20 protein-coding genes and 1 pseudogene are annotated in these 19,563 nt (G+C 66.1%); 10 read left to right on the forward strand and 11 right to left on the reverse strand.

Going from position 1 to position 19,563, the window contains the following annotated elements; translation table 11 throughout:
- Positions 1–7 precede the first annotated feature (7 nt).
- Both aceA and AC5Y4F_RS26535 read right to left on the reverse strand, forming a co-directional pair.
- Entirely contained in the window at positions 8–1,294 is a 1,287-nt protein-coding gene (gene aceA, locus AC5Y4F_RS26530; RefSeq protein ID WP_067936429.1) for an isocitrate lyase, read from the reverse strand.
- A gap of 262 nt (positions 1,295–1,556) precedes the next feature.
- Positions 1,557–2,351 carry an acyl-ACP thioesterase domain-containing protein gene (locus AC5Y4F_RS26535; RefSeq protein ID WP_499999628.1) on the reverse strand — a complete coding sequence of 265 codons (795 nt, stop codon included), beginning with the start codon at positions 2,349–2,351 and terminating at the stop codon, positions 1,557–1,559.
- 161 nt (positions 2,352–2,512) lie between these two features.
- On the opposite strand from AC5Y4F_RS26535, the gene ramB reads away from it, so the two are divergent.
- Together ramB and AC5Y4F_RS26545 are read left to right on the forward strand one after the other, a co-directional pair.
- Entirely contained in the window at positions 2,513–3,937 is a 1,425-nt protein-coding gene (ramB, locus tag AC5Y4F_RS26540; protein ID WP_067936424.1) for an acetate metabolism transcriptional regulator RamB, read from the forward strand.
- Positions 3,934–4,494, forward strand: coding sequence for a carboxymuconolactone decarboxylase family protein (locus tag AC5Y4F_RS26545; RefSeq protein ID WP_067936421.1), 561 nt, complete (start codon positions 3,934–3,936; stop codon positions 4,492–4,494). The genes ramB and AC5Y4F_RS26545 overlap by 4 nt, the downstream gene beginning before the upstream one ends.
- Here the strand turns inward: AC5Y4F_RS26545 and AC5Y4F_RS26550 are convergent, their stop codons facing one another.
- From AC5Y4F_RS26550 to exaC, 6 genes are all read right to left on the reverse strand, one after another.
- On the reverse strand, positions 4,495–4,776 hold the full coding sequence (locus tag AC5Y4F_RS26550; RefSeq protein WP_067936418.1) for a hypothetical protein: 282 nt from the start codon (positions 4,774–4,776) through the stop codon (positions 4,495–4,497).
- 7 nt (positions 4,777–4,783) lie between these two features.
- Entirely contained in the window at positions 4,784–6,181 is a 1,398-nt protein-coding gene (lpdA, locus tag AC5Y4F_RS26555) for a dihydrolipoyl dehydrogenase (RefSeq protein WP_499999630.1), read from the reverse strand.
- Positions 6,182–6,230: 49 nt separating this feature from the next.
- On the reverse strand, positions 6,231–6,821 hold the full coding sequence (locus AC5Y4F_RS26560; protein WP_067936412.1) for a hypothetical protein: 591 nt from the start codon (positions 6,819–6,821) through the stop codon (positions 6,231–6,233).
- A complete protein-coding gene (locus AC5Y4F_RS26565) occupies positions 6,814–7,092 on the reverse strand; it encodes a putative holin (RefSeq protein ID WP_197520605.1) in 279 nt (92 codons plus the stop codon). The genes AC5Y4F_RS26560 and AC5Y4F_RS26565 overlap by 8 nt, the downstream gene beginning before the upstream one ends.
- Positions 7,089–7,571: a DUF779 domain-containing protein gene (locus tag AC5Y4F_RS26570; RefSeq protein WP_067936433.1), complete on the reverse strand. Its 483-nt coding sequence runs from the start codon at positions 7,569–7,571 to the stop codon at positions 7,089–7,091. Before AC5Y4F_RS26570 ends, AC5Y4F_RS26565 begins: the two co-directional genes overlap by 4 nt.
- Positions 7,572–7,639: 68 nt before the next feature.
- A complete protein-coding gene (gene exaC, locus AC5Y4F_RS26575) occupies positions 7,640–9,163 on the reverse strand; it encodes an acetaldehyde dehydrogenase ExaC (RefSeq protein WP_067936411.1) in 1,524 nt (507 codons plus the stop codon).
- Between the two features lie 66 nt (positions 9,164–9,229).
- Here exaC and AC5Y4F_RS26580 point away from each other — a divergent pair, with 66 nt between their 5' ends.
- The 4 genes from AC5Y4F_RS26580 (at position 9,230) to AC5Y4F_RS26595 (ending at position 13,137) form a co-directional block, all read left to right on the forward strand.
- Entirely contained in the window at positions 9,230–11,272 is a 2,043-nt protein-coding gene (locus AC5Y4F_RS26580) for a prolyl oligopeptidase family serine peptidase (RefSeq protein WP_499999633.1), read from the forward strand.
- Positions 11,273–11,374: 102 nt separating this feature from the next.
- A complete protein-coding gene (locus AC5Y4F_RS26585; protein ID WP_067934001.1) occupies positions 11,375–11,686 on the forward strand; it encodes a hypothetical protein in 312 nt (103 codons plus the stop codon).
- A 7-nt stretch (positions 11,687–11,693) separates the two neighbouring features.
- Entirely contained in the window at positions 11,694–12,605 is a 912-nt protein-coding gene (locus AC5Y4F_RS26590) for a crotonase/enoyl-CoA hydratase family protein (protein WP_067933989.1), read from the forward strand.
- Positions 12,606–12,684: 79 nt separating this feature from the next.
- Positions 12,685–13,137: a DUF5078 domain-containing protein gene (locus AC5Y4F_RS26595; RefSeq protein ID WP_067933987.1), complete on the forward strand. Its 453-nt coding sequence runs from the start codon at positions 12,685–12,687 to the stop codon at positions 13,135–13,137.
- A gap of 106 nt (positions 13,138–13,243) precedes the next feature.
- Here AC5Y4F_RS26595 and AC5Y4F_RS26600 read toward each other — a convergent pair.
- A pseudogene (locus AC5Y4F_RS26600) lies at positions 13,244–13,424 on the reverse strand (TetR/AcrR family transcriptional regulator); the annotation flags it as partial.
- A 120-nt stretch (positions 13,425–13,544) separates the two neighbouring features.
- Between AC5Y4F_RS26600 and AC5Y4F_RS26605 the strand changes: the two are divergent.
- Positions 13,545–15,287, forward strand: coding sequence for a cytochrome c biogenesis protein DipZ (locus AC5Y4F_RS26605; RefSeq protein WP_499999635.1), 1,743 nt, complete (start codon positions 13,545–13,547; stop codon positions 15,285–15,287).
- 9 nt (positions 15,288–15,296) lie between these two features.
- On the opposite strand, the gene AC5Y4F_RS26610 is transcribed toward AC5Y4F_RS26605, so the two are convergent.
- Positions 15,297–16,151: a hypothetical protein gene (locus AC5Y4F_RS26610; RefSeq protein ID WP_499999637.1), complete on the reverse strand. Its 855-nt coding sequence runs from the start codon at positions 16,149–16,151 to the stop codon at positions 15,297–15,299.
- 10 nt (positions 16,152–16,161) lie between these two features.
- Positions 16,162–16,680 carry a mycothiol transferase gene (locus AC5Y4F_RS26615; protein ID WP_499999638.1) on the reverse strand — a complete coding sequence of 173 codons (519 nt, stop codon included), beginning with the start codon at positions 16,678–16,680 and terminating at the stop codon, positions 16,162–16,164.
- Positions 16,681–16,794: 114 nt separating this feature from the next.
- On the opposite strand from AC5Y4F_RS26615, the gene AC5Y4F_RS26620 reads away from it, so the two are divergent.
- The 3 genes from AC5Y4F_RS26620 to AC5Y4F_RS26630 all read left to right on the forward strand — a co-directional run.
- The gene (locus tag AC5Y4F_RS26620) at positions 16,795–18,525 is read left to right on the forward strand and encodes an N-acyl-D-amino-acid deacylase family protein (RefSeq protein ID WP_067933980.1); all 1,731 of its coding nucleotides are present in this window, start codon (positions 16,795–16,797) and stop codon (positions 18,523–18,525) included.
- 38 nt (positions 18,526–18,563) lie between these two features.
- Positions 18,564–19,145: a PPE family protein gene (locus tag AC5Y4F_RS26625; protein WP_082947588.1), complete on the forward strand. Its 582-nt coding sequence runs from the start codon at positions 18,564–18,566 to the stop codon at positions 19,143–19,145.
- 24 nt (positions 19,146–19,169) lie between these two features.
- A partial coding sequence (locus tag AC5Y4F_RS26630) for a pyridoxamine 5'-phosphate oxidase family protein (RefSeq protein WP_499999642.1) occupies positions 19,170–19,563 on the forward strand: 394 nt, incomplete at its 3' end.

Below are 19,563 nucleotides of genomic sequence, written 5' to 3' on the forward strand. Positions count from 1 at the left end.
TTCGTCCTCAGTGGAACTGGCCCTCCTCGGTGGAGCCGGTCAGCGCGGTGGTCGACGAGGTCGGGTCCACCGTGGTGGCGATGCGGTCGAAGTAACCGGCGCCAACCTCACGCTGGTGCTTTGTGGCGGTGTAGCCGCGCTCCTCGGCGGCGAACTCGCGCTCCTGCAGCTCGACGTAAGCGCTCATCTGGTTGCGGGCGTAGCCGTAGGCCAGATCGAACATCGAGTAGTTCAGGGCGTGGAAGCCGGCCAGCGTGATGAACTGGAACTTGAATCCCATTGCGGCAAGCTCCTTTTGGAACTTCGCGATGGTGGAGTCGTCAAGGTGCTTGCGCCAGTTGAACGACGGCGAGCAGTTGTACGCCAGCATCTGGTCCGGGAACTCGGCCTTGACGCCCTCGGCGAACTTGGCGGCCAGCTCGAGATCCGGAGTTCCGGTCTCCATCCAGATCAGGTCGGAGAACGGCGCATACGCCTTGGCCCTGGCGATGCAGGGCTCGAGACCGTTGCGAACTCGGTAGAAGCCTTCTTTGGTGCGCTCACCGGTGATGAACGGCTGGTCGCGCTCGTCGACGTCGGAGGTGATCAGCGTGGCGGCCTCGGCGTCGGTGCGGGCGATGACCACGGTCGGAACGTCGCACACGTCGGCAGCCAGGCGTGCCGAGGTCAGGGTGCGGATGTGCTGCTGGGTCGGGATCAGCACCTTTCCGCCCAGGTGACCACACTTCTTCTCCGAGGCCAGCTGGTCCTCCCAGTGCGATCCCGCCACACCGGCGGCGATCATGGCCTTCTGCAGTTCGTAGACGTTGAGTGCACCACCGAAACCGGCCTCACCGTCGGCGACGATCGGCGCCAGCCAGTTCTCGACCGAGGTGTCACCCTCGACTTTGGCGATCTCGTCGGCGCGCAGCAGCGCGTTGTTGATCCGGCGCACCACCTGCGGCACCGAGTTGGCCGGGTACAGGCTCTGGTCGGGGTAGGTGTGGCCCGACAGGTTGGCGTCGCCGGCGACCTGCCAGCCCGACAGGTAGATGGCCTTCAGGCCCGCGCGCACTTGCTGCACGGCCATGTTGCCGGTGAGGGCGCCAAGCGCGTTGATGTACTCGAGGTCGTGCAGCTGCTCCCACAGCACCTCAGCGCCACGGCGGGCCAGGGTGGCCTCCTCGACCACGGTGCCCTGCAGGGCGACCACGTCGTTGGCGGTGTAGGTCCGGGTGACATCCTTCCAACGCGGGTTGGTGTCCCAGTCCTTCTGGATCTGTTCGGCGCTCTTGGGGGTGCCAACGACAGACATTGGGCGTGCTCCTTCGATCTTGCTGAGTGCTGGATGCTGCACCGGCGGTAGCTAGCGGCTCAACTTCGCTGGTGTGCTAACTCGAAGATGGCACAGCTCATAGGGGGCGGTCTACCCGTTTCAGTTGCCAATTTAAGCAACGGCTCGGGGCAAATTTGCGAAGTTTGCTAACTTGCTAACAAACTTAACCGTTTCAGAATCTACCCGTCGGTAACCCTATCGCCGCAGGTCAACGCGCAATTTAACCGGGACGCTTGTCCTGTTATCGAGCAAAGATGGAGGCAACGGCTTTCGCCTCGTCGCCGACCGCATATGTGAGCGTTGTAACAGTGCGGTCGGTCAGCTCGGGACCGAACTGTTCGGTGGATCCGGCCGGGTGGACATGCGAGATGATCTCCAGCTTGTCGCCCAACGCCACCGGCGCCTCGTGTTCGATGGTGATGCGCAGGGAAGCCCGCAGCAGCTCCGGGTGCGACGCCAGATAGTCCTCGACCACGCTCCAGTACACCGAGTTGTTCATGTGGTCGAACAGGTCGATATCGGTGACCCGGACCGGAAACTCGTGGATCTCCGTCGCTTCGTCGCGGCTTCCCGGCTTGAGGTAGGACTTCCACCGCAACCGGTCGACGGAGGTCGTCTTGTGCAGGCCCGCCAGGAAGTCGTCGGCAATGCGCGAGGGCATCTGGGTGTCGCGGTTGATGCTGATCCAAAACGCCTCGGACTCGATCAGGCCCCCCTTGCGGCCATCGATGCGAACCCGCATCTCACACCACCGGTTCGACGTGCCCGAGCACCACCTGCGCAGGCGCAGCATGTCGTTGAACTCGATCGGACGGACCAGGTCGACCATGGTGCGCCGGACGATCCACAGGGGATGAGTCTCCTCGAAGCCCATCTCGCGCAGCTGATCCTGGCCGATGTCCTGAATGTGGCGGGCGGCCGCGTCCAGCCGTAACCGGCCCGTGCGATCGATATCGCCCACCCGCAACGGCCACTGACGGTCGAAAACGTCAGGGTGACCGTCGGGCACCGGCATCATTTGTTTATCCAGGCTCACGCCGTCGCTCTTTCCGTTCCTTTTCGTGGCTGCCCCAAGGCTAAGGCCGAGGCTCGTTCGGATCATGCCAACGAGGTGGGTCGAATACTAATCCCGCCGAGACCGTACCCGATGCCAAGTCTGCGAATTAAATCTTCACAGGGGCCGGTAGCCTCGAAGACGTGTCGAAGACATTCGTTGGATCCCGCGTTCGCCAGCTGCGCAACGAACGCGGGTTTTCCCAGGCCGCGCTGGCTTCGACGCTGGGAATTTCGCCGAGCTACCTCAACCAGATCGAGCACGACGTTCGCCCGCTGACGGTCGCCGTGCTGCTGCGCATCACCGAGGTGTTCGGGGTCGACGCCACCTTCTTCTCTTCGCAGGACGACACCCGACTGGTGGCCGAGTTGCGCGAAGTCACCATGGACCGTGATCTGGACATCGAGGTCGACCCGACCGAGGTCGCCGAGATGGTCAGTGCGCATCCCGGGTTGGCGCGCGCGGTGGTCAACCTGCACCGGCGCTACCGGATCACCACGGCCCAGCTTGCGGCCGCCACCGAGGAGCGGTTCTCCGACGGCAGTGGCAGCGGGTCGATCACGATGCCGCATGAGGAAGTGCGCGACTACTTCTACCAACGGCAGAACTATCTGCACGAGCTGGACACCGCCGCAGAGGACCTGACCATCAAGATGCGGTTGCATCACGGCGATTTGGCGCGTGAGCTCACCCGCCGCCTCACCGAGGTGCACGGGGTGCACATCAACCGCCGGATCGACTTGGGCGACACCGTGCTACACCGCTTCGACCCTAAAACCAAAACGCTGGAATTCAGCAACCATCTGTCGTTGGGCCAGCAGGTTTTCAAGATGGCCGCAGAGTTGGCCTATCTCGAGTTCGGCGATCTCATCGACAGTCTGGTCGAGGATGGCAAGTTCACCAGCGACGAGTCACACACCCTGGCGCGGCTGGGGCTGGCCAACTATTTCGCCGCGGCCACCGTGCTCCCCTACCGCCAATTTCACGACGTCGCGGAGAATTTTCGCTACGACGTCGAGCGGTTGTCGTCGTTCTACTCGATCAGCTACGAGACCATCGCGCACCGGCTTTCGACGTTGCAGCGCCCGTCGATGCGCGGCGTGCCGTTCTCCTTCGTCCGAGTCGACCGGGCCGGGAACATGTCAAAGCGGCAGTCCGCCACCGGCTTTCACTTCTCCTCCAGCGGAGGCACCTGCCCGCTGTGGAACGTCTACGAGACGTTCGCCAATCCCGGCAAGATCCTGGTGCAGATCGCGCAGATGCCCGATGGGCGCAACTACATGTGGGTGGCCCGCACCGTGGAACGTCGTGCGGCCCGGTATGGTCAGCCGGGCAAGACCTTCGCGATCGGGTTGGGCTGCGAGCTTCGCCACGCTCACCGGCTCGTCTACTCGGAGGGACTCGACGTCTCGGGGGAACCAGGAACAGTGGCCACACCGATCGGCGCGGGCTGCCGAGTCTGCGAACGCGACAACTGCCCGCAGCGCGCCTTCCCGGCGCTCGGCCGCGCACTCGACCTCGACGAGCACCGCAGCACGGTGTCTCCCTATCTGGTGACCCAGCCGTGAGCGGCCCGCCGGAGGGCCGCATCCCGCCGGGGCGGTTTCGCGAACTGGGACCCATCAATTGGGTGATCGCGAAGCTGGGTGCGCGCACCGTGGCCGCCCCGGAGATGCACCTGTTCACCACCCTCGGTCAGCGCCGATTGCTGTTCTGGACGTGGCTGGCCTACGGAGCCCGGCTGTTGCGCGGGAAGCTTCCGGCCATCGACACCGAATTGGTGATCCTGCGGGTGGCACACCTGCGCGCGTGCGAATACGAGCTGCAGCACCACCGCCGGATAGCCCGCAAGGTCGGGCTGGACGCGGACCTGCAGGCCGCCATCTTCGCCTGGCCCGAGCGGCTGGACCCGGTCGAGGCACGCCTGACCGTGCGCCAGCAGGCGCTGCTGGCGGCGACCGACGAATTCGTCATGGACCGGACCATCACCGCTGACACCTGGCAGCAGCTGGCGACTCACCTCGATCGGCGGCGGCTGATCGAATTCTGTTTACTCGCAGGCCAATACGATGGCCTTGCCGCGACCATGTCGGCGCTTGAGATTCCGCTGGACAATCCGCACTAGCTACAGGTAGACGTCGGCGAGGATGGCCAGCGTCAGTAGCACGGGAAGTACCGGCAGCGCGAAGGCGAACGCCGCCCAGGCCTGCTTGGCCCGCCGACGCTGCCTGACGCCCCATACCGCGGCGCAGACCCCCAGCACCACCGAGGCCAGCAGCACCAGTGGTCCCCACTGGCCGGCCGTCGCGTTGTCACCGTTCGAAATGGCCAGCAACCACAGGACATAACCCGTCACCAGCCCACCCACGGCCGCCGCGATGGCCTGAGGGGTGGCGGTCCGCATCATCACCGTCTCAGAAATTGATCATGTGTCCGGTCAGGCCGTGGAAGCATTCCTGCAGCGCCTCGGACATGGTCGGGTGGGTGTGCACGTTGCGGGCCAGCTCGGTCGCGGTCAGGTCCCACTTCTGGGCCAGCGTCAGCTCCGGAAGAAGTTCGGAGACGTCGTGCCCGACCAGGTGTCCGCCGAGCAGCTCACCGTATTTGGCGTCGGCGATCAGCTTGACGAAGCCGCTGGGGTCGCCCACCCCGTGGGCCTTCCCGTTCGCGGTGAACGGGAACTTCGCCACCACCACGTCGTGGCCTTCGTCGCGGGCCTGTTCCTCGGTGAGCCCGAAGCTGGCGACGTTGGGCTGGCAGAACGTCGCGCGCGGCATCATCCGGTAGTCGCCGAGCGCCAGAGTCTCTGCGCCGGCGATGGTTTCGGCGGCCACCACGCCCTGGGCCTCGGCGACGTGGGCCAGCTGCAGCTTCCCGGTGACGTCGCCTATGGCGTAAATGTGCTCGACGTTGGTGCGCATGTAGTCGGTGATCCCGATGGCCTTGCTGTCGGTCAGCGCAACGCCGGCCGCCTCCAGGCCGAAGCCCGTGACGTTGGGCGCAAAACCGATGGCCTGCAACACCTTCGCGGCTTTGAGTTCTTCCGAGTTGCCGTTCTTGTTGACGATGACGGTCACCTCCGAGCCGTTGTCGGAGATGGACTCGACCTTCGTTGAGGTGAGGATCTTGACGCCCATCTTCTTGAACTGCCTCTCGAGCTCCTTGGAGACCTCGGAATCCTCGTTGGGCAGCGCGCGCGCCAGGAACTCGACTACGGTGACGTCGACGCCGTAGTTCTTCAGCACATAGCCGAACTCCATGCCGATCGCTCCGCAGCCGGCAATGATGATCGACTCCGGCAACTCTCGGGACAGGATCAGTTCCTCGTAGGTGACCACGTTGGCCGACAGCGACGTGCCCGGAACCAGGCGGGTGCTGCTGCCGGTGGCGATGATGGCGTTGTCGAAGGTGACGGTTTCGGTGCCGCCCTCGTTGAGCTCGACGGCGATCGTGTTGGCATCGGTGAACCGGCCGTAGCCATGGATTTCGGTGATCTTGTTCTTCTTCATCAGGAAGTGCACGCCGGCCACGCGGCCCTCGGCCACCTTGCGGCTGCGGTCAAACGCGACCCCGTAGTCGAAGGTCGCCTGGCCGCTGATGCCGAACGTCTTGGCCTCTTTGGTGAAGATATGGGCGAGTTCGGCGTTGCGCAGCAGCGCCTTGGACGGGATGCATCCGACGTTTAGGCAGACTCCACCCCAGTACTTCGGTTCGACGACCGCCGTGGACAGACCCAGCTGGGCGGCGCGAATGGCTGCGACATATCCGCCGGGACCGGCCCCGAGGACGACGACGTCATAGTGAGAAGTCACGAGCCCACCCTAGTGGGCCACGACCCTTGGTGGCCGCCCGGGCGAGGCGTCAATAGGGAATGACACCGATGAGGCAGTGCCCCACCCGCTCGCAGTGGTAATAGCCGTACAGGGGCGCCGAGGCCACCAGCGCGGCGAACGGCCCGGACATCAGCGCCACCGAGAGCGCCGAGATCAGCGGCCTGCCCTGGGTCATCGCCAGCATCACCCCACCGACGACGCACACCACCACGTAGACCAGGACGACGAACAGCGCGGGCGTCTTGTCCACCGAGTGGTACCACCAATAGAACAGCCCGAGCCCGATCACGGCCGCCGCGGCCCACACGCCGAGCAGCACCAGGACCAACTTCCACCACTTGAGGTAGAGGTACCGGCCGGGCACATTGACCGGTTGCACCGGGCCGACGGGCTCGGCCGACTCCGGCTCGCCCGCGTCGGTCGCGGGCGTGGCCGCCCGGTCCTGCGCGGTTCCGCCCACAGGCTCTGGTTCGGTTGCGGCGGGATGCTCGCCGGTGTCGTCGTCGAAGTCGGGGACCCATGACTGGGTGCCGGTGTGCTCGGGGTCGCCTTCGTCATCCGAGAAGTCCGGCACGAACGCCTCGGTGCCGGGGCTGGAGGCGTCCTTGTCGTCAGCCACCGGCGGTCACCCGCAACGCAACCAGGACGCCGAACCAGCCCGGACCCACCGACAGCAGGAAAGCGCCCAGCATCGTGACCCACCGTCGTCCGGAAAACAGGATCGTCGTCAGCCCGACCACGCTGGGGATGCCGACCACCGAGACGATGGCGATACCCGGGCGGACGCCGGCGTGGACCGCCAGGGTGCTCGCGACACCCGCCAAAAGTCCGACGGCACTGCCGATCAGCATGGCGCTGGCCAACAGCCAGGGACGCGGAAGGGGAATCACTTTCTCGACTGTACTGCGGTTACCTGGCATGTCGCGGAGGAAGCGCCGGCCACCACCGGGCCTCGCGCCGGGGGGCGTTCACCACGTTCGTAATCGGCCCCGGTGATCACCGCCGCGCTGGCTACTGCCGCCCGCTCTTCGGTGGTCAAGGCCCGGCCGCGGGATAAAAACCGGACCCCGTCGGGTGCTTCCAGGCTGAAGCCGCCGCCGCGGCCCGGCACCACGTCGATGACCAATTGGGTGTGCTTGTCGCGGTAGTGGGCCGTGTACTGCGGACCCGAAATCCACACCGGCACACCGTCCGTGCCGACGTCGAGCACGCCGAGCAACACGTCACGGTCACCGACGACGAAGTCGCCGAGCGGATAACACATGGGCGACGAACCGTCGCAGCAGCCGCCGGACTGGTGGAACATCACCGCACCGTGGGTTGCCTGCACCCGCCTCAGCACCTCGGCGGCCGGGGCGGTGATGACCACCCCCGCGACACCATGGCGCCGCTTTTCCTCATCGCTGCGCTCTGCATCGTCGCCGGCGCGCGCGACCATCAGAAGAACCCGAGCGCCTTGTCGGAGTAGGACACCAGCATGTTCTTGGTCTGTTGATAGTGCTCGAGAGCCATCTTGTGGCATTCGCGCCCGAAGCCCGACAGCTTGTAGCCGCCGAACGCCGCATGCGGCGGGTAGACGTGGTAGCAGTTGACCCACACGCGGCCGGCCTGGATGTCGCGCCCTGCGCGGTAGGCGGTGTTGCCGTCGCGGCTCCACACACCCGCCCCCAGGCCGTAGAGGGTGTCGTTGGCGATCGAGATGGCGTCGTCGTAGTCGTCGAACGAGGTCACCGTCACCACCGGCCCGAAGATCTCCTCCTGGAAGATCCGCATCTTGTTGTTGCCGCCGAAGATGGTGGGCTGCATGTAGAAGCCGCCGGACAGGTCGCCGCCGAGCTCGGCGCGCTCGCCGCCGGTGATCACCTTCGCGCCCTCATCCTTACCGATTTCGATGTAGGACAACACTTTTTCGAGTTGGTCGTTGGACGCCTGAGAACCCAGCATGGTCTCGCTGTCCAGCGGATCACCCTGGCGGACCGCCTTGGTGCGGATCGCGGCCAGCTCGAGGAACTCGTCGTAGATGTCGGCCTGGACCAGGCTGCGCGACGGGCAGGTGCACACCTCGCCCTGGTTGAGGGCGAACATGGTGAAGCCCTCCAGCGCCTTGTCCTGATAATCGTCGGCCTTGGCCATGACGTCGGAGAAGAAGATGTTGGGGCTCTTCCCCCCGAGTTCCAGGGTGACCGGGATCAGGTTGTGCGAGGCGTACTGCATGATCAGCCGCCCGGTGGTGGTCTCGCCGGTGAACGCGACCTTGGCGATCCGGTTGCTGGACGCCAGCGGCTTGCCGGCCTCGGCGCCGAATCCGTTGACGATGTTGACCACGCCGGGGGGCAACAGGTCGCCGATCAACGACATCAGGTAAAGCACCGAAACCGGTGTCTGCTCTGCGGGTTTGAGCACCACCGCGTTACCGGCCGCCAGCGCGGGCGCAAGCTTCCAGGCGCCCATCAAAATCGGGAAGTTCCACGGGATGATCTGCCCGACGACGCCGAGCGGCTCGTGGAAGTGGTAGGCCACCGTGTCGTCGTCGATTTGGGACAGCGAGCCCTCCTGCGCGCGCAACGCCGCGGCGAAGTATCGGAAGTGGTCGGCGGCCAACGGAATGTCGGCGGCCAACGCCTCGCGGATCGGCTTGCCGTTGTCCCACACCTCGGCCACCGCCAGCGCAGCGGTGTGCTCGTCGATGCGGTCAGCGATCTTGTTCAGGATCGCCGCCCGTTCGGCCGGGGCCGCCTTGCCCCAAGCCGGTGCCGCCGCGTGCGCGGCGTCGAGCGCCCTGTCGACGTCGGTCTCATCGGAGCGCGCCACCTCGCAAAACGTCTGGCCGGTGACCGGGGTCGGGTTCTCGAAGTAGCGCCCCTTCGCGGGCGCGACCCACTGCCCGCCAATGAAGTTCTCGTAGCGGGATTCATACGACATCAATGCCCCGGCAGAACCTGGACGTGCGAAAACAGTCATCTGCTCTCACTCCTCGTGCGGCTGTGTAACTCACCTCACACTACCGCCGCAGCCACAATGGTTTCCATGACGCCGAAAGCTCACGCCGCCCCCGAAGACAACGAGGATCCGTACCTGTGGCTCGAGGACGTCACCGGTGACGAGGCGCTGGATTGGGTGCGGGCGCATAACGAGCCGACTTTGGCGCGCTTTCGCGACGACAACTTCGAACGGATGCGCATCGAGGCGCTAGAGGTGCTCGACACCGACGCCCGCATCCCGTACGTGGTGCGCCGGGGCGAGTACCTCTACAACTTCTGGCGTGATGCGGCCAACCCCCGCGGGTTGTGGCGGCGCACCACGCTGGACAGTTACCGGACCGACTCCCCCGACTGGGATGTCCTGATCGACGTCGACGAATTGGGCCGGGTCGACGGCGAGAAATGGGTGTGGGCCGGCGCCAGTGTCATCTACCCCGAATACACGCGTGCGCTGGTCAGCCTGTCACGCGGCGGATCGGACGCCTGCGTAGTGCGTGAATTCGACATGATGACACGCGAATTCGTCGACGGCGGGTTCGAACTGCCCGAAGCCAAGTCACAGGTCAGCTGGGCCGATCCGGACACCGTGCTGGTCGGCACCGATTTCGGTGCCGACTCGCTCACCGAATCCGGCTATCCGCGGGTGGTCAAACGGTGGCGCCGCGGCACCCCCCTTGCCGAGGCCGAAACGGTCTTCGAGGGCGCGCGTTCGGATGTCAACGTAGCCGCAAGCACCAGCCGGATCCCAGGCTTCGAGCGCACGCTGATCGCCCGGGCTCTGGACTTCTGGAACGAAGAGGTCTACGAGTTGCGCGGCTCGGAACTCATCCGCATCGACAAGCCCACCGACGCCAGTGTCAGCCTGCACCGCGAGTGGGTGTTGATCGAGTTGCGCAGCGACTGGTCATGGGGCAACGCCAACTACACCGCCGGGTCGCTGCTGGCCGCGAATTACCAGCAGTTCCTCGCCGGCACAGCGCAATTGCAGATCGTTTTCGAACCCGACGAGCACACCGCCCTCAATCACTACGCCTGGACCAGGGACCGGCTGCTGGTCGTGTCGCTGGCCGACGTAGCCAGCCGCGTGGAAATCGCCACGCCCGGCAATTGGCGGCGCGAGGCGGTGGCCGGCATTCCACCGGCGACCAACACGGTCGTCGTTTCCGCCGACGACACCGGCGACGAGTTCTTCCTGGATTCCAGCGGATTCGACTCACCGTCGCGGCTGATGCGGGGAACCGATGACGGACAGCTCGAACAGATCAAGTCCGCCCCGCGCTTTTTCGACGCCGAAAACATGTGTGTGACACAAAATTTCGTTGCTTCGCAAGACGGGACCTCGATCCCCTATTTCGTGGTACGCGGCCCACGGGCCTCCCACGGACCGGCGCCCACCCTGCTCTACGGCTACGGCGGCTTCGAATCGTCGAACACGCCGGGCTATAGCGGCGTGCTGGGCCGCCTGTGGCTCGCGCGCGGCGGCACGTATGTCCTGGCCAACATTCGTGGCGGCGGCGAGTACGGGCCCGGCTGGCACACCCAGGCGATGCGCGAGGGCCGGCACAAGGTGGCCGAGGATTTCGCTGCCGTGGCAACGGATTTGGTTCAGCGCGGCATCACCACGGTCGAGCAGCTCGGGGCGCAGGGCGGCAGCAACGGGGGGTTGCTGATGGGCATCATGTTGACCAAGTACCCGGAGAAGTTCGGCGCACTGGTGTGCAGCGTGCCCCTGCTGGACATGAAGCGCTACCACCTGCTGCTGGCCGGCGCCTCGTGGGTCGCCGAATACGGCGACCCCGACAACCCCGACGACTGGCAGTTCATCTCCGAATACTCGCCCTACCAGAACATTTCGGCGACCCGCCGATACCCGCCGGTGCTGATCACCACCTCCACCCGCGATGACCGCGTGCACCCGGGCCACGCCCGCAAGATGACTGCGGCGCTCGAGGCCGCCGGTCATCCGGTCTTCTACTACGAGAACATCGAGGGCGGCCACGCCGGCGCGGCGGACAACGAGCAGATCGCCTTCAGGTCGGCGCTGACCTACTCGTTCCTATGGCAGACGCTGACGGCCGGCTCGCAATGAACCGGCCGGGGATCGCGGCGTCGGTCACCGGCGTCACCGCGAGGGTGAGCTAGGTCGTCGAGCCCGGCGGCTGTGCATCGGCCCGCCCTTAAGATCGTCAACGTGTCCGCGATTCAACGCATCGAGCTCACCCTGCTGGCGACGGGACTGATCTGCATCCTGGCCTCAGCGGCACAGGCGCGCTATCGCTTCATCAAGCACCGCCGCGCCGGGCGGCGGTTCTACTGGGCCACCGCGATCATCGGGATCGTGTGCTTTGCGTTCGGGACCGGCCAGTTATGGCCGAACGGCATCCTCGCGGCTGCGGTCTTCTCGGCCATCATCGCCTTCTCGGCCTACCTCACCACGCCCTATTTGAAGATCGGCGGGCGAATCTACGCGTCCTCGCCGGAGAACCGTCAGCCCGACCCGTAAGGACGCCATGCCGACGAGCGATTTCCAGACCCTGCTCTATCGGACGGCCGGCGCGGTGGCCACCATCACGCTGAACCGTCCGGAGCAGCTCAACACCATCGTGCCGCCGATGCCCGACGAGATCGAGGCCGCCATCGGTCTGGCGGAGCGCGACCCGGCGATCAAGGTCATCGTGCTGCGCGGTGCGGGGCGGGCCTTCTCCGGCGGTTACGACTTCGGCGGCGGGTTCCAGCACTGGGGCGAGGCCATGATGACCGACGGCAAGTGGGACCCCGGCAAGGACTTCGCGATGGTCAGCTCCCGCGAGACCGGGCCGACGCAGAAGTTCATGGCCATCTGGCGTGCGTCCAAGCCGGTGATCGCCCAGGTGCACGGCTGGTGCGTGGGCGGGGCCAGCGATTACGCGCTGTGCGCGGACCTCGTGATCGCCAGCGAGGACGCCGTGATCGGCACGCCCTACAGCAGGATGTGGGGGGCGTATCTGACCGGGATGTGGCTCTACCGGCTGAGCCTGGCCAAGGCCAAGTGGCACTCGCTGACCGGCCGGCCGTTGACCGGGGCGCAGGCCGCCGAGATAGAGCTGATCAACGAGGCGGTGCCGTTCGAGCGCCTGGAATCGCGGGTCGCCGAGGTCGCCGCCGAGCTGGCGCAAATCCCGTTGTCGCAGCTACAGGCGCAGAAGCTGATCGTCAACCAGGCCTACGAGAACATGGGCCTGGCGTCCACCCAAACGCTGGGTGGCATCCTCGACGGCCTGATGCGCAATACTCCCGACGCATTGGCGTTCATCAAGACCGCCGAGGCCGACGGCGTGCGAGCCGCGATCGAGCGCCGCGACGGCCCCTTCGGTGATTACAGTCAGGCACCGCCGGAGTTGCGACCCGACCCGTCTCACGTAATAACCCCTGATCGCGGCTGATACTGAGATGCGCTAGCGAAATCCTGGGAGTGAGCTGGAAACTGTTCTAGTGAGGCTAAAGGGTGTTACCGTAATAGCCATGTCTCGGCTGAGTACTGGCCTGCGTGCAGGCGCCGCGTTCCTTGCTCTGGGTATTACCGCTGCGATTTTCCCGTCGACCGCGGTAGCCGACTCCACGGAGGACTTCCCGATCCCCCGCCGAATGATCAACACCACGTGCGACGCAGAGCAGATCCTCGCCGCTTCCCGCGACACCAGCCCGGTGTACTACCAGCGCTACATGATCGACTTCAACAACCACCCGAACGTCCAGCAGGCGACCATCGACAAGGCGCACTGGTTCTACTCGCTGTCACCGCAGGACCGCCGGAACTACTCCGAGAACTTCTATGCGCCCGTGTCCGATCCGCTGTGGGTGGCCTGGCCCAACCACATGAAGATCTTCTGGAACAACAAGGGCGTGGTGGCCAAGGCCACCGACATCTGCAACCAGTACCCACCCGGCGACATGTCGGTGTGGAACTGGGCGTAGGTCGCACCGCTTCAGGTTTTCGTCCCCGATAGGGGTCAGCTCGATCGTCGGGTCACGCCTTGCGCGCGTGTCAGTTCTCAACGCCAGCGCGAAGCTCGACACTCACGCGCCGCGCAGGGTACCGCCGCGTGGCGAATCCCGGCGCGGTCATGGGGACCGACGCGACGCCCGTCTCCATTGCCGGCGAGCGCGCTGCCTCCACCGCGGCCTCCGCACGTTGGCGCTTTCTTTCCCTGGGTGCAAGCGCGCTGAAGTGTCAGTTGCGCCACCGGCGGAGCGTAACGCACATTGCGTGATTTCTATAACGCACGTCGTGTGATTTATGGCCGGTCACTCGTGGTCACCAAAACAGGTAAAGGTGTAACCATGCCTATCGTCCGGCACCCGTCGAGCCCTCGGAGTAGCCCGTGCAGACCATCGCCCTGATCGGGCTTCTCGGTGGGCTGATCACCGGTATCTCCCCGTGCATCCTGCCGGTGCTGCCGGTGATCTTGCTGTCCGGCATGGACAGCACCCGGGCGAACGACCCCACCGCGAGTTCCGCGGCGCGGCCATACCTGGTGATCGCGGGCCTGGTATGCAGTTTCAGCTTGGTCACACTGATCGGCTCCACGCTGCTGACGGCACTGCACCTGCCACAGGACGCGATCCGGTGGGCCGCACTGGTGGTGCTGGTCCTGATCGGCCTGGGCTTGATCTTCCCGCCGGTGCAGCACCTGATCGAGCGGCCGTTCGCGTACTTCCCGCAGCGTCAAATCGGCTCGGGAACAAATGGTTTCGCCCTGGGATTGACGTTGGGCGCCCTTTATGTGCCATGCGCGGGTCCGGTGCTGGCCGCCATCGTGGTTGCCGGCGGGACGTCGTCGATCGGGTTCGGTGTGCTCCTGTTGACCGCCACATTCGCGGTCGGCAACGCGTTGCCGCTACTGGTATTCGCACTGGCCGGGCGCCGCGTCGCCGAGCGAGTGGCCGCGTTCCGCCGCCGGCAGCGCGCAATTCGGACCGCCGGCGGGATCGCGATGATCGTGCTGGCGGCGGCACTGGTGTTCAACCTGCCCGCGATGCTGCAGCGCACCGTGCCTGACTACACGACGGCGATGCAGAAAACATTGGGGGCCAACGACATCGCGCGCAGCCTGGACCCGGCCGCCGCGCAGCAGCCGAATCACCGCGACGGGCTGCAGTTGAGCCGGCCCGGCACCACCATCGGCGCACTGAGCGATTGTGCCGGCGTCTCCGCCGGCCTGCAACGGTGTGGACCGGCTCCCGCCCTCGCCGGCGTCACCGGGTGGCTCAACACCCGGGACGGCAAGCCACTGGACCCCGAGTCGGTGCGCGGCAAGGTGATCCTGATCGACTTCTGGGCCTACTCGTGCATCAACTGTCAGCGCGCCATCCCGCACGTAATCGATTGGTACAACCGGTATCGCGACAGTGGATTTCTCGTCATCGGGGTGCACACCCCCGAGTACGCCTTCGAGCGGGTGCCCGCCAATGTGGCCAGCGGTGCCGCCGATCTGCGCATCACCTATCCCATCGCACTGGACAACGACTACGCGACGTGGAACAACTTTGACAACCTATACTGGCCGGCCGAGTATTTGATCGACGCGAATGGGCAAGTGCGGCATACCAAGTTCGGCGAGGGCGACTACGACGAGACCGAGCGGCTGATCCGCAAGCTCCTGCTCGATGCGCATCCCGGCGTCCAACTGGCCGCGCCGACGAACTCGGTCGACTCGACTCCTCAGACCAGGCTCACGCCAGAGACGTATCTGGGAGTCGGCAAATCTGGAAATTACGGCGGCAGTGGTGGCGATTACAAAGCCGGTGCCGCGACGCTGAGCTTCCCGCCGAACCTGGCCGACGACAAGTTCGCTCTGCGGGGCCGCTGGACCCTGGACGACCAAGGGGCCATCGCGGACGGCGACGACTCCGCCGTCCGGCTGAACTACATCGCAAAAGATGTGTACGCCGTCGTCGGTGGCAGCGGCACCATCACGGTGACCCGGGACGGCAAGACCACCACGACCACGATCGGCGGAGCGCCCACGCTGCACCGCATCGTCGGCGACGACTCCGCGCACCGCGATCAGCTCGATATGCGAGTCAGCAGAGGCTTGCAGGTGTTCTCGTTCACATTCGGTTAGACGCCGAACTCACGACTTCGTCGCGAGACTGCCGAGCACCGCGACGATCACGCCCAACGCGACGATGGCGGCGCCGGCGAGCAATGTGGCGTCGAGCCACTGGCGCAGACCGGCTTCGGCGTGTTCGATCATCACCTCGGCGACTTGGCGGACGTTGCCGGTGGTGCGATTCAGCGCATCGTTGACGTAGCGGCGGGCGACCTCGATGCCCGCCCAGCCACCCGCCCCGACGACCAGCGCCGAGACGCCAAGGCTGCTCAGCGCCTTGCCGCGGCGGCGGGCGGTCGCCACCGTGAGCAGCGCGCACAAACCGCACAGCGCCGCCGCACCCAAACTGACCCACGGACCCCAGCTGGACATCCGGCTCAGCCGCCCCTGTCGCATCGAATGCGGGACCGAGACAGTAAGCGGGACACTAAGTTTCGCGGGAATCGTGACGTTGTGGCGGGCGAGTAGCGGCTGAATCGAGTCGTCGTTGAGCATCGGCGCCACGTCGACCGCCCATTGGTTGCCGTTCTCGTCGGCCACCGGGTCGCTGAACAGCCAGCCGTGTGCCGCCCGGTTCGCCCGGGCGAACAGTGGCGGAAACGCCGGCCCCGCAGTGAAGGCGTGGGCGGCCTCGTGAACCTCGGAACTGCCCGCCGCGGAGGGGATCCCGCCCTGCTCGGCGATGAGAGTCATTGCCCGGCTGCTCAATTCGGACGCCATAGCGGACTGCAGAGCCGGGTCCGTCGCCGCCTGTCGCGCCAGGGCGGCATAGCCGTCGGCGTCAATGACATGCAGTTGTGTCCACGCCGAGGGGATCGCCGCCGCCAGCGCCAGCGTGGTGATGAGCCACAACAGCACGGTCGCCGCGAATCGCACGCCTGCGAATCTACTGAATCCCCCGCACGTACGCGGCCTGCCCGAGGTGCTGGGCGCAGTCGTCGATGATGCTCACCAATCGCGCGCTGGCCGTCACCGGCGGATCCCAGTTGGTGTCCACGATGCGGGCCAGTTCCTCGGCGCTGACTCCGGCGATGTATTCGAGGGTGAGCTTGTGCACCGCGTGGTAGTAGCCGGACAACAGATTCGCGGGCGCCTGCACCTTGGCCACGTCGTCGGGCCCGTGTCCATAACCGGTGTCGTCGCGCGGCAGGTCCAGTCCGAACCGGTCCACCCAGCCGTCGCGGAACCACACCTGCTCCACACCGGCGACGTCGGCCAGCTGGACGTCCTGCACCCGAGCGCTGTGCCAGAGCAGCCACGCGATGCTGTTGGCGTTCGGGGTGGGCCGGTAGCCGGCCTCCTCGTCGGTCAACCCCTCGGTGATCTGGTCGACGTGCTCGATCAACCGGGTGAACGCGTCGCGCAGGAGCTCCTGTAGGGCGGCGGCATTGTCGGTGCTGGCCATACTCGCGACCCTACGGGAGGTTCCCACCGAAGGCGCATTCGACGTTACTGCCGTCGCGATCGCTTACGCAGAAGATCCTGGCACGACCTACCGCTGCGGTCGTAGATTGTTTGAATGACTTACGACCTCATCATCCGCAACGGCACCATCGTCGACGGGCTTGGGGGTGAGCCGTACATCGGTGATGTGGCGGTGCAAGGCAACGTCATCAAGGCGGTCGGCGCGATCAACGGGGCGACCGCCTCGCGGGAGATCGACGCCACCGGGCTGCTGGTCACGCCCGGCTTCGTCGACCTGCACACCCATTACGACGGCCAGTCCATCTGGTCGGAACGCCTGACACCGTCGTCGGCGCACGGGGTGACGACGGTGGTGATGGGCAACTGCGGGGTCGGCTTCGCGCCCTGCCGGCAGTCCGACCATGACGTCTTGGTCGACGTGATGGCGGGCGTCGAAGACATCCCCGGCGTCGTCATGACCGACGGACTGCCCTGGACGTGGGAGACGTTCCCCGAATACATGGACGCGCTCGACTCGGGTAAGCGCGACATCGACGTGGCCGCCTACCTGCCGCACTCACCGCTGCGGGTGTACGTGATGGGTCAGCGCGGCGCCGACCGCGAGCCGGCCACCGCCGACGACCTGGCCACGATGCGGCAGCTGGCCAAGGAGGCGATCGAGGTCGGCGCGCTTGGCTTCGCGTCGTCGCGGCTGACCATCCACAAGACCGAAAGCGGTTCGCCCATACCGAGTTACGAGGCCGCCCGGGAGGAGATCGAGGAGATCGCCCGCGGGGTCGTGGACGGCGGCGGCGGCCTGTTGCAGTTCGTTCCCGACATCCCGTCCGGCGGCTACCAGCCCGTGCTGCAGACGGTGTTCGACGTCGCCGAGGACGTCGGGCTGCCGGTCACCTTCACCCTCGTCGTCGCCAACGCCGGTGACCCGACCTGGCCGGACGCCATCACCATGATCGAGAAGGCTAACGCCGCGGGAGGCGATGTCACCGCGCAGCTGTTGCCCCGGCCGATCGGTCTGATCATCGGGTTACAGCTGTCCGCCAACCCGTTTGTGCTCTACCCCAGCTACCGGGAGATCGCGCACCTGCCGCTGGCCGAGCGGGTGGCCGAGATGCGCAAGCCCGAGGTCCGGGCCCGCATCCTGGCCGACAAGCCCGGTCAGGGTCACCCGATCCTGTTCGTGACGCAGATGTGGGACTGGATCTTCCCGCTGGGCGACACCCCCGACTACGAGCCCGACCCGTCGACCAGCATCGGTGCCCGCGCCCGCGCCCGCGGCGTGGAGCCGAGGGAAGAGGCTTATGACCGGCTGCTCGACGACGAGGGCCGGGCCATGCTGCTGGTCGCGACCAGCAACCTGCAGAACAACTCGCTGGACACCGTCGGGGAGCTGCTGCACCGCGACGACGTGGTGCTCGGTCTCGGCGACGGCGGCGCGCACTACGGAATGATCTGCGACGCCAGCTACTCGACATACTTCCTGACGCACTGGGCGCGGGACCGCCAGGCCGGACGGTTCACGGTGCCCGAAGCGGTCCGCGAGCTCACATCGGTGCCGGCCCGCATCGCCGGGCTGGGTGATCGCGGCCGGATCGCGGTCGGCTACAAGGCCGACCTCAACGTCATCGACCACGCCGCACTGCGGCTGCACAAGCCGGTGATCAGCTACGACCTGCCCGCCGGGGGACGGCGCCTGGACCAGACCGCCGACGGATATGTCGCCACGATTGTGGCCGGCGAAGTGATCGCCGAAAATGGTGTTCCCACCGACGCCCGTCCAGGCAAGTTGGTGCGCGGCCGCCAGCCCGTCCCCGCAGCCTCGCGATAACACCACCAAAAGTGGCATATACCAGCTAAGTTGGGTCCGTGACGAGCCCGCATTTTGCGAGGTTGCCGCCAGAAGTCAACTCGGCATTAATTTTTTCCGGTCCTGGTCCCGGGCCGCTGCTTGCTGCCGCGGCGGCGTGGGACGGGCTGGCCGGGGAGTTGGCATCGTCGGCGTCGTCGTTTTCTTCAGTGACGGCGGATCTCGCGAGCGGGTCGTGGCAGGGCGCGTCGTCGACGGCCATGATGTCCGTGGCCAGCCACTACGTGAGCTGGCTCAGCGCGGCGGCCGCGCAGGCCGAAGAGGTGTCACACCAGGCCTCGGCCATTGCGACCGCGTTCGAGGTGGCACTGGCGGCCACGGTGCAGCCCGCTGTGGTGGCGGCCAACCGGGCCTTGGTTTCGGCCTTGGCGGCGAACAACCACCTCGGTCAGAACACCCCGGCCATCGCTGACATCGAGGCCGCCTACGAGCAGATGTGGGCCTCGGACGTGGCGGCGATGTTCGGCTACCACGCCGACGCGTCGGCGGCCGTGGCCAAGTTGCCGCCCTGGAATCAGGTGCTGCAGAACCTCGGCTTCTCCAACGTTGGCACGGCCGCCACGAGCCCGGCGCCGCAATAAATTCGGCGCCTATCCTGGAAGGTCATGCGCACCAAGAAGAAAGTCGATCTGCAGGCGCTGGCCAACGCGCTGGCTGACTACCCGTACGCCTACTTGATCACGGTCGACGACGAATACCGGGTGCACACCGTTACGGTCGAGCCGCAGCTGCGCGAGGCCACGCTCGACGTCGGGCTCATCGGAGGACGGACCCGCAACAACCTCGCCCGGCGCGCCGACGTGACCCTGTTGTGGCCGCCCACCGAACCCGGCGGTTACTCGCTGATCGTCGACGGCACCGCCGCAGTGACCGAGGCCGGGGCCGAAACCGCCCGCCTGGCCGTACTTCCCACCCGCGCGCTGCTGCATCGCGACGCCGACGAGCCCGACGCGGCGAAGGGCTGCCTGCACGACTGTGTGGTGTTCTCGCTGCCGGCCT

This window comes from Mycobacterium sp. NGS56, from assembly GCF_059812425.1.

What these genes read in the sequence shown, in the direction of transcription:
- aceA (WP_067936429.1), bottom strand. Translation starts at nt 1,294, where the DNA reads ATGTCTGTCGTTGGCACCCCCAAGAGCGCCGAACAGATCCAGAAGGAC.
- AC5Y4F_RS26550 (WP_067936418.1), bottom strand. Translation starts at nt 4,776, where the DNA reads ATGATGCGGACCGCCACCCCTCAGGCCATCGCGGCGGCCGTGGGTGGG.
- exaC (WP_067936411.1), bottom strand. Translation starts at nt 9,163, where the DNA reads ATGACTGTTTTCGCACGTCCAGGTTCTGCCGGGGCATTGATGTCGTAT.
- AC5Y4F_RS26580 (WP_499999633.1), top strand. Translation starts at nt 9,230, where the DNA reads ATGACGCCGAAAGCTCACGCCGCCCCCGAAGACAACGAGGATCCGTAC.
- AC5Y4F_RS26590 (WP_067933989.1), top strand. Translation starts at nt 11,694, where the DNA reads ATGCCGACGAGCGATTTCCAGACCCTGCTCTATCGGACGGCCGGCGCG.
- AC5Y4F_RS26595 (WP_067933987.1), top strand. Translation starts at nt 12,685, where the DNA reads ATGTCTCGGCTGAGTACTGGCCTGCGTGCAGGCGCCGCGTTCCTTGCT.
- AC5Y4F_RS26615 (WP_499999638.1), bottom strand. Translation starts at nt 16,680, where the DNA reads ATGGCCAGCACCGACAATGCCGCCGCCCTACAGGAGCTCCTGCGCGAC.
- AC5Y4F_RS26620 (WP_067933980.1), top strand. Translation starts at nt 16,795, where the DNA reads ATGACTTACGACCTCATCATCCGCAACGGCACCATCGTCGACGGGCTT.